This is a genomic window from Clostridioides sp. LIBA-6622, assembly GCF_056716095.1.
The window spans coordinates 3,462,870-3,477,014 of sequence record NZ_CP196998.1; the positions used below are offsets into that span (position 1 = coordinate 3,462,870).

General features: G+C 28.1%; 12 protein-coding genes. 1 reads left to right on the forward strand and 11 read right to left on the reverse strand.

Translation table 11 applies throughout. The annotated features are described in order from the left end of the window. Nucleotides 1-49: 49 nt before the first annotated feature. The 8 genes from ACTG47_RS16170 to ACTG47_RS16205 all read right to left on the reverse strand — a co-directional run bounded on the left by ACTG47_RS16170 (nucleotide 50) and on the right by ACTG47_RS16205 (nucleotide 10,323). Nucleotides 50-1,438, reverse strand: a complete 1,389-nt coding sequence (locus tag ACTG47_RS16170; RefSeq protein WP_479925314.1) for a dihydrolipoyl dehydrogenase family protein — start codon at nucleotides 1,436-1,438, stop codon at nucleotides 50-52. 124 nt (nucleotides 1,439-1,562) lie between these two features. Next, complete coding sequence (locus ACTG47_RS16175; protein WP_479925315.1) at nucleotides 1,563-2,831, reverse strand: cytochrome c biogenesis protein/redoxin; 1,269 nt, start codon at nucleotides 2,829-2,831, stop codon at nucleotides 1,563-1,565. Between the two features lie 140 nt (nucleotides 2,832-2,971). Further along, nucleotides 2,972-3,304 carry a winged helix-turn-helix transcriptional regulator gene (locus tag ACTG47_RS16180; RefSeq protein WP_021385918.1) on the reverse strand — a complete coding sequence of 111 codons (333 nt, stop codon included), beginning with the start codon at nucleotides 3,302-3,304 and terminating at the stop codon, nucleotides 2,972-2,974. 471 nt (nucleotides 3,305-3,775) lie between these two features. Then, the gene (locus ACTG47_RS16185) at nucleotides 3,776-6,376 is read right to left on the reverse strand and encodes an alpha-mannosidase (protein ID WP_479925316.1); all 2,601 of its coding nucleotides are present in this window, start codon (nucleotides 6,374-6,376) and stop codon (nucleotides 3,776-3,778) included. 85 nt (nucleotides 6,377-6,461) lie between these two features. Next, nucleotides 6,462-7,562 carry a PTS fructose transporter subunit IIC gene (locus ACTG47_RS16190; protein ID WP_479925317.1) on the reverse strand — a complete coding sequence of 367 codons (1,101 nt, stop codon included), beginning with the start codon at nucleotides 7,560-7,562 and terminating at the stop codon, nucleotides 6,462-6,464. 15 nt (nucleotides 7,563-7,577) lie between these two features. Then, nucleotides 7,578-7,898: a PTS fructose transporter subunit IIB gene (locus ACTG47_RS16195; RefSeq protein ID WP_479919409.1), complete on the reverse strand. Its 321-nt coding sequence runs from the start codon at nucleotides 7,896-7,898 to the stop codon at nucleotides 7,578-7,580. 2 nt (nucleotides 7,899-7,900) lie between these two features. After that, entirely contained in the window at nucleotides 7,901-8,359 is a 459-nt protein-coding gene (locus tag ACTG47_RS16200) for a PTS sugar transporter subunit IIA (RefSeq protein ID WP_479925318.1), read from the reverse strand. Beyond that, nucleotides 8,359-10,323 carry a BglG family transcription antiterminator gene (locus ACTG47_RS16205; RefSeq protein WP_479925319.1) on the reverse strand — a complete coding sequence of 655 codons (1,965 nt, stop codon included), beginning with the start codon at nucleotides 10,321-10,323 and terminating at the stop codon, nucleotides 8,359-8,361. The genes ACTG47_RS16200 and ACTG47_RS16205 overlap by 1 nt, the downstream gene beginning before the upstream one ends. A 165-nt stretch (nucleotides 10,324-10,488) precedes the next feature. On the opposite strand from ACTG47_RS16205, the gene ACTG47_RS16210 reads away from it, so the two are divergent. After that, entirely contained in the window at nucleotides 10,489-11,343 is an 855-nt protein-coding gene (locus ACTG47_RS16210) for a GRP family sugar transporter (protein WP_169465321.1), read from the forward strand. A gap of 118 nt (nucleotides 11,344-11,461) precedes the next feature. Here ACTG47_RS16210 and ACTG47_RS16215 read toward each other — a convergent pair whose 3' ends face one another. The 3 genes from ACTG47_RS16215 to ACTG47_RS16225 form a co-directional block, all read right to left on the reverse strand. Then, nucleotides 11,462-11,929: a C-GCAxxG-C-C family protein gene (locus ACTG47_RS16215; protein WP_479925320.1), complete on the reverse strand. Its 468-nt coding sequence runs from the start codon at nucleotides 11,927-11,929 to the stop codon at nucleotides 11,462-11,464. A gap of 105 nt (nucleotides 11,930-12,034) precedes the next feature. Continuing rightward, a complete protein-coding gene (locus ACTG47_RS16220) occupies nucleotides 12,035-12,967 on the reverse strand; it encodes a TDT family transporter (protein ID WP_479925321.1) in 933 nt (310 codons plus the stop codon). A gap of 161 nt (nucleotides 12,968-13,128) precedes the next feature. After that, nucleotides 13,129-14,085 carry a DUF1848 domain-containing protein gene (locus ACTG47_RS16225; RefSeq protein WP_479925322.1) on the reverse strand — a complete coding sequence of 319 codons (957 nt, stop codon included), beginning with the start codon at nucleotides 14,083-14,085 and terminating at the stop codon, nucleotides 13,129-13,131. Between the last annotated feature and the right edge of the window lie 60 nt (nucleotides 14,086-14,145).

A 14,145-nucleotide genomic window follows, 5' to 3' on the forward strand; every position in this document is an offset into this window, starting at 1 on the left:
TAAAATCTATTTATAATGATAATTTTAGGCTTTATATATTAAATTTATTTTATACTTCCTTTATCATATTAGGAGATAAAATATCATTAAGAGCTTCTGTCATAGTTGGATGTGCATAAACACGGTCTCTTAAATATGTGTACTCTACTTCTAAATCTATAGCTAATTGAATTAAATGGATAATCTCACTTGAATCTTCACATATCATAGTAGCTCCAAGTATCTTATTTGATTTTTTATCTATTACAACCTTTATAAATCCATCTGTCTTACCAATTTGCTTAGCTCTTGGAATTGCTTCAACTGGCATCTTTGCTACTAATACTTCATATCCTTTTTCCTTAGCTTGTTTAACATTAAGACCAACTCTTGAAAATGCTGGACTTATAAATATAGAATTTGGTATATTTTTTCTATCACTATTTGTTCTAGTTTTATCTCCAAATAACTGATTAATAATTATACGATAGTCATCTAGTGAAATATAAGTAAATTGTGGACCTCCGTTTATATCTCCTATAGCCCATATATGCTCTTTGTTAGTTTTAAGAGTGTTTGATACTTTAATAAACCCTCTTTCATTTAATTCTATACCTGCATTTTCTAGTCCTAAGCCCTCAGTATTTGCCTTTCTTCCTGTAGCTACAAGTATCATATTGCTTGTTAATTCCTGTAATTTACCTTCTATTTCATACTCTACTATAGCTAAGTTAGAAACTTCTTTAATCTCTTTTATCTTTGCATTATTTATAATTTTTACATTTCTCTTTTCAAGTAATTTTATTATCTCTTCTGAATCCTCAGTATCTTCATTTGGTAAAATACCATTATTAGAATTTAATATTGTAACTTCTGCTCCAAATGAACTGTAAATACCTGCAAACTCTAGACCTATAAAGCCAGCTCCTATGATTGTCATTTTTTTAGGTAGAGTTCTTAAATTCATAAGAGACTCACTATCATATACTACATTCTTATTTTCCACACCTTTAATATTAGGTATAAATGGTCTTGAGCCAGTATTAACAAATATCTTATCTGCTACTAATTCATAAACTTCATTTTCAGTTCTAACTTGAACTGTATTTTCATCAATAAAAGTCCCCATTCCTGTGAATATCGTTACATTCTCATTTGAATTTAATTTATTATAGTTAGCTTCTCTAAGTTTTGTAATTAAAGTTTCTTTTTTGTCTATAGCTTTCTCATATTCAACTTGAGCTTCATCCCAAGAACTTATATGTTTTACTTTTACACTGTTTGCTGAATTCTCTAAACTTTTGGTTGGTATACATGCCACATTTATACATGTTCCACCATACATCTTATTTGACTTTTCTATTAAAGCTACTTTTAATCCTTTATTTGCCAAATCCCCTGCTAATGTTTTTCCACCTTTTCCAAATCCTATTATTATTGCATCAAATGTTTTTTTCATATAATTTTCAACCCCTTCTTGTGTTATTTATACCTTTACTATAACAAGATTATCTAGGTAGTACAATTAGGCACTTTTTTGTAACCTTAAATTTATTTAAGTCCTTATATTTAAACATTTTAATTTATTTATTTCTTTGATTCTCAATAAAAGATGCCATAGTCTGTTTATCCATAGCTCCTGGAATATACTGAGTTACATATCCTTCCTTATCAATTATAAATGTAGTTGGAAAAGCATTAATCCCATATTGATACGCTAACGCTCCATCTTCATCAAGTGCAACTGGGAAAGTATATCCTTCTTCTTTTAAGAAGTTAACCACATGTTCTCTTGAGCCTTCTCTACCTAAATTAGGTGAAGCTACTCCTAAAATTACTACATCTTCATTATTTTTCTTATAGTCTTTATATAGTTGTTCTATGTGAGGCATTTCTTCTTTACATGGAGGACACCATGTAGCCCAGAAATTCAAAAATACAACTTTGCCTTCATAATCACTTAATTTATGTGTTTTACCATATTGGTCTGTTAGAGTAAAATCAATAGACTTTATTCTTTCTTCATCTTTAGACCCCGCTCCATCACTAGAGTCTTTTTGACCATCATTAACACTAGAATTATCTCCTTTATCCTTAGAACTTGATTGTTTATTATCTTCCTGATTACTTTCAATCTTACTATTTTGTGGGATATTAAAATGTTTGCTTATACTTCCAAATCCATTCACCATCATTAATATTCCTGATACTATAAGTATAAGCCCACCTGTTTTCTTAATAATTTCCATGTTGGATTTTATCTTATCTATAGTTTTAAATAGTTTACTATAAAACATAGATGTAATTATGAATGGCAAAATAAATCCAATAGTATATACTGCTATTAAAAGATTTGCACTAAGGTGATTGCTCGAACTTGAAACCATTACTAATACAGATGCTAGTATTGGACCAATACAAGGTGTCCACCCAAAACTAAATGTAAACCCTAATATAAAAGCTGTCACTGCTTTCATTTCTTTAAACTTTACATTAAATCTTTTTTCTCTATTCAGTATTGAAGACTTAATTATCCCCATGTAAAATAAGCCCATGATAATAATTATAATCCCACCAATGAACATTATTAAATCTTTATTCTCACTAAAGAACATACTCAATACTCTTACCGATGAACCTAATATAAAAAACGTAGTAGAGATTCCAAGAGCAAAGAATATAGTATTTTTAAATAGAGAACTTCTTATAAAATTTGTCTTTCCTTCTTTTAAACTCTCCACACTACTATTTGATAATATACTTAAATAAATAGGCAGAATTGGCAATATACATGGTGAAAAGAACGACACTATACCTTCTATAAATACTAAAAATAAATTTACATTTTGCAAATTAAAATTCCTCCTTATTTTATTTCCAATATTACAATTTTATTGCTATACCAGAATCAGATTAAAAACATGCAATTTTAATACCTTTTTTACTCATAGTTTAACTGCTTCATTCTAAATTTCATAGTAAGTTTTAAGGTTTATTTATCACAATTTAAGTTTTTATTGCTCCACATTATCATTTTTTCCATAACAGGAAGCAATAGTAATCCTGACTCGCTTAAAAAATATGTTGACTCTACAATATTATTAACCAGCCTTTTTTTCTTAACTATAATTTCTTGTTCAATTAAAAAATCTAATTGTTGAGTTAGCATTTTCTTACTACACTCTGGTATAGCTCTTTGTAACTCTCCAAATCGTTTTTTATCTTTTTGTATTTCCCAGATTATTATTGCTACCCACTTTTTACCTAATATACTTGATAAAGCCTCTACTGGACAATCATATATCATATCATCTATATTGTACATTTTACTCTCCTCTTTTCTTTAATTATTAAATGAATTTTTATAGCAGTATGTTTATGGATATTATGTATACTTCTAACTTTATTTAATTAAAATTTTTATTATATGTATCCCTAAAAACAAATTATTTTAAATGTCATGTAATTAATATATCAGTTTTATATAAATATCACAATTGGTCACTTTTTTGTAACTACATAGAACTTAACACAAAATCAAATTGAATAATTGTTATTGAAATATATATCTTAATTCATTTTATTAAAATTTTATTGATTCCAAGCTACCCATAAAATTACTCTAATATAATAGTTCTTTGTTTAAACTGCTTATCCTGTTAAACTATTCCTCTACTTTAACAAATTTCATATGAAATACTAAACTTATACATTAATATTTACCCAAATTTATGCAAATTAAAAAGTCTGACCAATTACTATCAGTCAGACTTTAAACAATAAACTTATTTTTCACTTATAAATCTAATAATATTGAAATAACATCAAAAGGTGCTATTTCATAAACTTGTTGTTCTTGTAATTCTTCTATTGCATTTACTATTTTCCCGTTTCTATTTTTAAATATTTGCTCATCTAATATCATTTTTTTACTAGTTGGATTTTCCAATCTTATTACAAACTTTTCTTCATTATAGTAAGAAGGGTAACATGCTGACACAAGGTAGCGCTCTGGTAAAGATATTATTTCCAATTCTCTACTTACGGATTTTTCAACAATAGATTTTTGAATCTTATTATCTATACGATACAAAAAGAAATTGTAGTCCTGTAATTGATAACTTACACATTCTTTTAGATAATTGTGAGTTAAACTTGCAACTTCTAATTCATCAAATGGCTTGGAATTCATGTATACTGCAAATGAGAACTCTATCTCTTTAAGAATTTGAGCTTTATCAGTTTTAATTCTTACATGACCCTTTTTAGTCGTGTCACCAGAAGCACGTCCTGGTCTATATAATAAATCAGGTTTACCTAATTCGTCTGTAGTAGCAAGTAAAGTCAGTGCAATCTCATCTTCAATATGTTGATATTCTTTTATTCCTCTAGTAAATACAGTACAACTTCTATTTTGATTTGTTAGTGTAATATTACTTTCTAAAGGTTCTAAATCTATAGGCATCTCATTATAAATTTTTTCCCAGTTATCAACAACTCCATTTTCTCTTGTTATATACCCAAATGGTAATGATGCTATATTTCTGTTATCTTTTATATCAGTTCTTACATGAACACGTAATCTATGATTGTGTATTGCGTTATCAACATAAAGTTTTATATCTATTAATGGACTTTCCTTTACTAAAGTAATACTAGCTTTTACATTTACTTTTCCATTAAGGTTTTTATTTTTCCTATCTTCTAATGTAAGTGGTAGTAAAGTTGTACCTTCAACCATTATTTTTTCATATCCCATAACTTTTTCTGTAGATACTTTATTAAATGAAAGTTTGATATCTTCATCATCTTTTAATGGAGAAAAATCATAAGTATCTCCTGCGTTTCCACTGTCTTTTAATGTTAAAAAGTTTGATATATAAGTGCCATCTTTAAGCTGTAAATTTAAGCTTCCATCTTCATACATTATCTTATAATTATCATTAGATATAAAGGTATCATTAGATTCATTAAGTATTAACATTTCCTTATCACTTGATTCAAAACTAACAACTTTATATCCAAGTGCAGGAAGCTGTATATTTATTCTTATTTTTAATATATAATAACCTGGCTCTTCAATAAATATATTACCAGCAGGTGTCTCTTCTAATATGTTTTCTCTCGATTTAACATAAGTTTCTTCAATTATAGTAGCCTCTACATCTTCTTTAAAACAAATATTTTTACTATCACTTACAACTTGTATTTCTTTATATCCATTAAAACTTTTAGCTTCTGTATTAAATATTAAAATATCATTTTTAGATAATTTAAGCCCTTCTGAAATTTTTTTGACAATAGTATTTTCAATACTGTCACAGATTTCGTTTGCTTCTCTTATACGATGAAGAATATCATCTGTCACAATATCAGTTACACATCCAGCCAAACTATCATGTGCTTGTCCTTCTAAAAGTTTCTTCCATGTATTTATCAATAGTTGATTACTTATTTTAATGTTACTTTTTTTAGCAATTACTAACAATGGTTCTATCCTTTTAATCAGCTTATTTTCTAGTTTATCACAGGCTAATTTTATATCCATTCTACTAGAACCAATTGATTTATGTATTCTTGCAAGTACTGGCTCTCTAAATTCACCCCTATAACTTTCTAGTGACTCTATAGATTTTACATAATTCAAAAACTCTTGATATGAACTTGTTATATATGAATGCTTTCCAATATCATTAATCTCTTTAACTTTATTTTTAAAATCACCTATTATATTCAACTGGTCATTTCCTGAAGGTATTAGTACCTCCTCTACATCACTATAAGATTTAATGAAATCAATTGCAGGGTCTAAACGTCCATTAACATACTTTGATGAAGGCTCCAAAAGCATACCTGTTCCATATCCATGTGGCATATTTACAGCATATATATAACTTTCACCATTTAGGCTTTTCCACTTAAAATATGGTGATTGAACCTGTTTACCAAGATGTATACCTCTCCAAAAGAATATATTGTCAAGACCTACATGTTTTAATAAGACAGGCATTTGTGCATTAAACCCAAATGTATCTGGTAAATATCCAATTTTCATATACTTACCATATTTTTTACTTTCAAAAATACCAATCATTAAGTTTCTTAAAATAGACTCTCCTCTAGCAAAGAATGCATCTGTTTGAGTAAACCATGGTCCAATATGCAGTCTATCTTCCTTTATTAACTTTTTGATGATTTCTATTTTTTCTCTATGTAGTTGTACATAGTCATCCAAAATAGAAAGCTGTCCATCAAGTACAAAACTTACATCTGTGTTACGTTCTAGTTCATCAATTACATCTGTAAATAGTTGTTCACTAAGTACTAATGCATCACCAGAAGTAAAATACCATTCTCTATCCCAATGTGTATGATTAACAATATGTGCTTTTACCATTTAATCTCCTCTGTTCTTTATCTTTTATATTTAAGTCTAAAATCAATATTTAATACCTTATGTAGAATAAGGTTTATATTGAATTTTAAGATTCCCACTCTGCTTCATCAAAATCATCTTCTTCAAATTCATCATCTTCAATTACTGGATTTCCACGTAATACTATAACTAAACCAGCCACAATTGCTGTTCCAACTGCTATTGATAATATATACATTGGCCAGTTCTCAACTGTAAACCACCCATAAAACCCACTAATTGGAGTTGCATTTACTGAACCTAGACCAACTGCCATAGCTGAGGCAATCGCTGTTCCAATCACACATGAAGGGATTACTTTCAATGGAGATTCTACTGCAAAAGGAATAGCCCCTTCACTTACTCCAATTAATCCCATTATAAGAGAAGATTTACCTGCTTCACGTAACTGCTTATTATACTTCTGTTTTGCTAATATAGTAGCAAGCCCCAATCCTAATGGTGGTATAACAATTCCCACCATTGCAGCAGTATTAGGTGCATAAATTCCGCTTGTTAATAATGCAAGTGATGTTGTTAAAGCGGCTTTATTAACTGGTCCTCCTAAGTCAACTGCCATCATAGCTCCAATAATAGCTGCCATTAATATCTGATTTGTACCTGATAATCCATTTAACCAATTTTCTAATCCAGTATTTAATGTAGCAAAAGGAATCCCTATCACATAATTTATTAATACAACAGTGATTAATGTACCGAATACTGGAACTATGAATATTGGCACTATTGAAGCTGCTGATTTTGGTAGCTTAACATGATTTTTAATAAATAAACATGTATATCCTGCTATCAAACCAACCGCTAAAGCTCCTAAAAATCCAGCTCCTATATCTTTAGCAATCATACCTCCAACAAGACCTGGTACAATGGCTAATTTATCAGCTATAGAAAATCCTATAAATGCAGCAATTACAGGAAACATTAATCCTAAAGCAGTGCCTCCAAAACCATCTAAATCATGCAATATTCTAACAATACTACTAGCACTTTCTGCATATTTAGCATCCCATATATCTGGTATATTATAGAAAGAACCACCCACACGAGATATTGCCATTATCATAGCGCCTGCAATTACTAATGGAATCATATATGAAATTCCTGTTAAGACATGTTTTTTTAACTCAGAGACTATCTTTTTTAACATTCTACTTTCCTCCACTTATTTATTGTCAATTAACTTTAGTGCATCATTTATTACTTTTTCCGCATCCTTTATAGGTGCATTAACTGGTACTTCTAATATTTCTTTTCCTTCAAAACGTTCGGCATTTCTAACTTTAGTATCTACTGCAAATATTACTACTTCTGCAATTTGCGCATCCTTTGTAGTTAATTCATTATCTATTCCTGTAGCTCCTTGTGTTTCAACCTTTATAAGGTGCCCCATTTTTTTTGAAGCTTTCTTTAATGCTTGTGCTGCCATATATGTATGTGCAACTCCTGTTGCACATGCTGTTACTGCTATAATTTTTCTTTTCATCTCTACATATCTCCTTCATTAAATATATTAATTATTTCTTGTTCTGTATTAGCTAATTTTAGTGCATCTACATTATCATCATCCATAAGCTTAGTAGCCAATTTAGATAATAATACAAGATGATTACTATCCTTATCAATGTTACTTATAGCCAGTAAGAAAATACTATCTACTGGTTTTTCATCTAAAGCATCCCACTCAATCTTATTTTTAGTTCTTGCAAATATTATAGAAGATTGCTTGACAGCATCGCTTTTCCCATGAGGAATAGCAATACCATTACCAATACCTGTAGTTGCATGTTCTTCTCTTTCTAAAACAGACTTAACATATTCTTCTTCATTATCTACAATTCCGTTTTTAACAAATATGCTACTTAATTCTTTTATTGTTTCTTCTTTTGTGCTTGTAGCAAGATTAAAAACAATTTGCTCTTTTTTTAATACATCTGATATTTTCACTATATATTCTCCTCCATTAGCAAATCGTACACTTCTTTTGGTGAAGTTGCACTTAGTATGTCATCTATATTTTTTTTATTGTCAATGAAGTCATAAAAAACTTCATATATTTCATCAAGCTCCAGGTTTTTGTCATTTTCTAATGAAATAAAGAAAATAACTTCTACTTTTTCATTTCCCCATATAATAGGATTTTTTAAAGTTGCAATAGATATATTAGATTTTTTAATATATCTAGGATTAGCATGAGGTGTGGCTATAGATTGAAAAGATGTGTAAGATAAATTTTCTCTCTCAATTGCACTCTCAGCTACTCCTTCTTTTGCAAAACCTTTTTTTATCAAATTATCTGTTATATGTTTAATTACTTCTTCATAATTTGAAGCTTCAATATTTAATAAAATATTTTCTTCAAAAATTAAGTTTTTAAAAGATTTATATTTTTTAGAAGTACTTACTGAAACATTTTGTATATTTTTTTCTAATGTTCTTATATCACTTTCATTTAAAATAGGGCTAACTATTATTGTAGGAATAGTTTCTAACTCTAAATAAATAGTACTTATCACCAAGTCAGCATCAATTTTACTAGATATTAATTCTTGTACAGAAAGTATCTTTTCAATTTTTATCATAGGAAAGTATTTTTTTATTCTTGCAGATAATAATCTGGATGAGCCTAGACCTGTACTACATACTAGAACTACTCTAACATTTTGTGGAAGTTCTTTCATTCTTTCCCTAAAAGCTTCAAAATGTAGTGCTATATAAGCACATTCATCATCATTTATCCTAATATCATATATAAATTCAATTACTTTCTTTAAATCTAAAGCCTGTTCAAATGATAAAGAAAAGTTTTGCTTGATTGTATTTACATATGGATTTTTAATACTAAGACCATATTTCAATCTATTTATTGATGAATGTACATGTGAAGTAAGTCCATCAATCAAATCTTTGTCATAAGCTGTCTCATACAATGTATTTTTAATAATCTCTCGAAGATTTGAGATATTATTTGTATTTGTCTCATAGTGATTATCTGGAGTATCTTTCAGTTCAGCAGTGTCTCTATGTTGGTCAGCTGCTACTAAATGTAAGTTTATATATCCAATTTCAGATTTTGGCAATAATATCGAAAACTTTTGCTCTAGTTGTTTTGCCAAATAATTTGTATTTGACATTTGATTATTTTCAATATTTCCGACATACAAACTTTCTTCTATATACTCACCTTTTCTAATCCTCTCTACAGCTATGGCTAAATGGATAACTAATGACTGAAACTCATAATCAGAAAACTCAAAATTTCTTTCTCTGCTGAAATTCCTAAGAATATCAATAATTATGGATAAATCATCTTCAGAAAAAATACCATTTACATCTGCTTGTATCTTTTCAAAGGCCTGATAAAAGCTTTCTTGTTCTTGCTTAATATACCAGTTTCTACTCCAAAATTTATGTATAAACTTAGCAGTAAGTTGCCTTTTATCTCTTTCACTTATATCCAATTTTATTCCTTTACTAGGTTTCTTATATATAGAGACGCCTTCGTTTTTTAGTAATTTTTCAACCTCAGCTAAATCTCTTTCAATAGTTCCACGACTTATATATAATTCGTCAGAAATTTGTTGTATAGTAATATAATCATTACTTTTTAACAATATTGAATATATATATATTACTCTCTCCTCTCTAGTTGTAGGAATTTGACTTCCTTTATTATCTAGGTAAGGAAGTATTTTTTTTAAATCTCCGTCAATATAAACTCCTATTTTAGGTTTTCTTACTAAAGAAAGACCTATCTTTTTAAGCACTGCTTCTACTTCTTTAAGAGATTTTGAAACTGTTTTTTCTGAAACATCTAAATCATCTGCTATTTCTTTGACAGTTGTATGACCTTCTTTTAATAAAAACTTTATTATTCTAATTTCACGATTTTGAATCATATCAGTTAACATTTTCAAATTTACTCCTTCCCTTTGTTTTTATTTTAATGGAAAATGTTTTTCTAAAAAACTACTAATATTTCCTTATTAAATACAGTAATTTTGATGTATTGAATACTTTAATTTTAGATGATAAATTAAAAACTGTCTAAATTTAATGTGAAAGGAAATAACCTAATGCTGACAATAATTATTGCTTTGCTTCCTGTAATGGGATGGGGATTGATGCCAATAGTTGCAAATCTAAAAAAAAGTTCTCCTTATGAACAACTTTTAGGTACATCTATAAGTGCGTTTATATTTTCCACTATAATAACTTTAGTTATACATCCTGAGATTACATTTTTTTCATTTCTTGTAAGTATGATTTCTGGGATATTCTGGAGTTTGGGGCAACTAATGCAGTTTAAAGCAATTCAAATTACTAGTGTCTCTAAAGTAATGCCGATTTCAAATGGTTCACAATTGACTTTTACAACATTATTAGCTGTAATCTTATTTAATGAGTGGAGTAGTTCTAAAATGTTTTTGATTGGTTCCTTGTCGATATTATGTATAGTACTTGGCATACTTCTTACAAACTATCAAACAAAAAAATCTACTAATAATGATATGTTAAAATGTGTTGGAGTTGTATTATTGTCTTCCTTATTTTTAGCATTATATGTTGTAACTAATCAAATATTTTCAATAGAAGGATATAGAATTATATTACCTCAATCTGTTGGTATGTTGATAACTTCATTTATTATTGTTAAGTATTTTTCTAAAGAAATTATATATAAGGAAAATGTTTTATTTAATTTAATTACTGGAGTACTATGGTCAATAGCGAATTTAGGTATGTTTATAACAACTAATGCATTGGGAGTTACAATAAGTTTTTCTATTTCCCAAAGTTGTGTGATAGTAGCCACTTTAGGAGGTATTATATTCTTTAAAGAGAAGAAAAATAAAAAAGAATGGCTTTCTATTTTTCTTGGCATAATATTAATCATGTTTGGTGTCCTTATGCTAAGTATTATAAAGTAAATATTTTATTTGCTTTAACTAATCTATTTATATATTTAGAGTTAATTGTATTATTAAAATTAGTTACATAATTGAAGCCTGTAAATTTATTCTTCAAAATTTACAGGCTCTTATAATCCTATTTAATATTAAGTTTTTCATCTTCAACAAGTTTATTTGCAACCCACTCTGTGACCTGACCTGTTATTTTAATGCAGTGTTCCTTTCTTTCAGGAGACATAAAGTTATCTCCATCCCACTTCTTTGTAATAACTCTACAACATGTTGCGCCATATTCCTTTTTAATATAATCATGTAAATCCTTAGCATATTCAAACATCTTTGGATTCATAGTTTCACCATGAACTCTTCCGTATACAATACCTAAAGCCATTTCACCTCCAGATATTGCTCCACAAAGACATTGTGCTTTTCCAAGTCCTATTGGAAATCCTGATGCTAACTTAGTTATCTCAGGACTCAAAGGTTGTCCTAAAGCATCATTTATTGTTTGAAGAACTGCTTCAGAACAAAAAAACTCTCCTTTTCTAAAGTATTCTTCTGCTATTGCTCTAACCTCTTTTACATATTCCTCTTTTGTTTTCATTTGTTTATCCTCCAATAAAATTAAGCTAAATCAAGTCTCTAAAATTAATATCACTTTCATCTATTGATATTAATATCTTTACTAAATACGTATATTTAATAATTTTTATTTAGCTTTAGATGTAGTTTCTGATTTACCAAGATATATAATAAATAAAATTAAAACATACAAAATAATCACTGTAGCTATTATCTCTTCTAGTTTAGAAGCATATAAAATCCAACTCACAGGATGACCTGATTTAGTTAGATAACCATTCATTAGTTTCATGCCCATTGCACTTATTGCCATAGGGAATGTAAATGCAGCAAAACTTGGATAAAAAGGTAATCTTAATAATTTTGGTAAATACCCCAAAACTATAATATAAAATACAATTGAAAGTATAAATAACAAGTATAATATTACACTATTTTTATCTGAAAAAGAATTAATATATCCAGACAATAGTAATGACCCTGGTGCAGCTAATATAGCTATACTTGGTAAAGATGGTTCAGGCATTTCCTTGATTATCCACACTCTTTTTAAAACTACAGGTATAAGAACTATATAAGATATAAATCCTATCCAAAAAGCAATTTTACCTATTAAAAGCTGATTAAATGCTGGTGCTGTAACACTTGCTGCAACTATCCCAACATATACTATATACCAAGATGGAAATACTGCTTTTATTGAGAATTTAACTAAGAATTTCTTACTAAATAAGACTATCAACACAATATGACCTACAACTCCAATGCTCCAAATTACAATACCTAATTCTAAGGATAATGGTTTTATATATGTAGCAAATATCATTGTTGCCATTGTTACAGTTGGAAATGTACTTGATATTAAGGGATTTTCTAATTGCTCTTTAACACCCTTTTTAAGTAATACTATTTTGACTATATAAATTGCGTATAAAACAAACCCTATAAATCCAATTACATTACGTAATGATTCACTATAAGATTGTAGTAAGTTACCTAGAGTAAATATCGATAAAATCAAACTTGCAATAGGTATAGGATATTTTTTTAAAAAATTCAAATTCTACCTCCTTTGTTACTTAAGTTATTTGTATTTTTAATTATAGCAAAAAAATGGTCAAATTGACATATTATGACCATTTTTCTTGTATAGAAAATATCTATTAAGTTTAATTTCATCATTATAAATATCTATATTCTTAATATATTAAAGCAATTGACTTATTTTAAATCAAACATACTAATTTGTGTATCCTCACTTTTATCTACTTTAATACTCTTCATGTATCTAGTGCTTATTTTAGCATCTGCTCTTAAAGTCCCTATAAGTAATTTATTGTCTTCTTTATAAAGTCTATAATTTTCTTCTACTTTAGTATAATTAAAATTAGCATAACAATACAAACAATAATGTCTGCAAGTATTGTATTGTCCTATATCAACACTTTTGACACACTCACAAACAGCTCTTTGTGTATCATCTTTTTTTACTTCTACTTCACTACCTATAATCTTTGATATTAACTTATCGTCAATACACTTACTTTTTCCAATCCCAAATTTACTTAGATTATATTCTTCTGAACACATTTCAAGCGCTATACCATATTTATGAGCAATCCTAGAAAGCTCTTTTGATAGCATTTCTACTTCTGCAATTTCTAATGGTTTTATATGTAATGATTTAGTATTAAATTTCGTTTTTTTATATAAATCAATAAAACTTATTATACATTTTTCTGTAAATCCATCAAGTTGATTACATAACCTTTCAAATGCTTTAATATGGTAACCTACAGTATACTTTTCACTTAGAAAAATTGGGTCATATCTTAAAATCACTCTTTCTTTACCTATTTTTCCAGACAATTTCTTAAATGAATCTATTACCTTTTGTTTATCTGAAATTCGTGTTTCTACTTCTTTGCCATATGATGTTATAGTATAGTGAAAATAATATTTATAGTCTTTTAATTTATTTAAATCATGTATCATTGGAGTTACATCCTTTGTCCAAAATACAAAACAATCGACAGTATGTGGATTTAACTCTATCTTACTAACTTGCTTTGGATTCATTGGATTAATAACATATACAAAACCTTCTTTAAGCCTGTTAAAAAACCATTTACTATAGAAAGCAGGTATATCAGTTCTCCTACTCACACTTACTATCATATTCAATCTCCTTATTAATATAATTATGCTCTAATATATTTTAACATAATATCTAGTAGA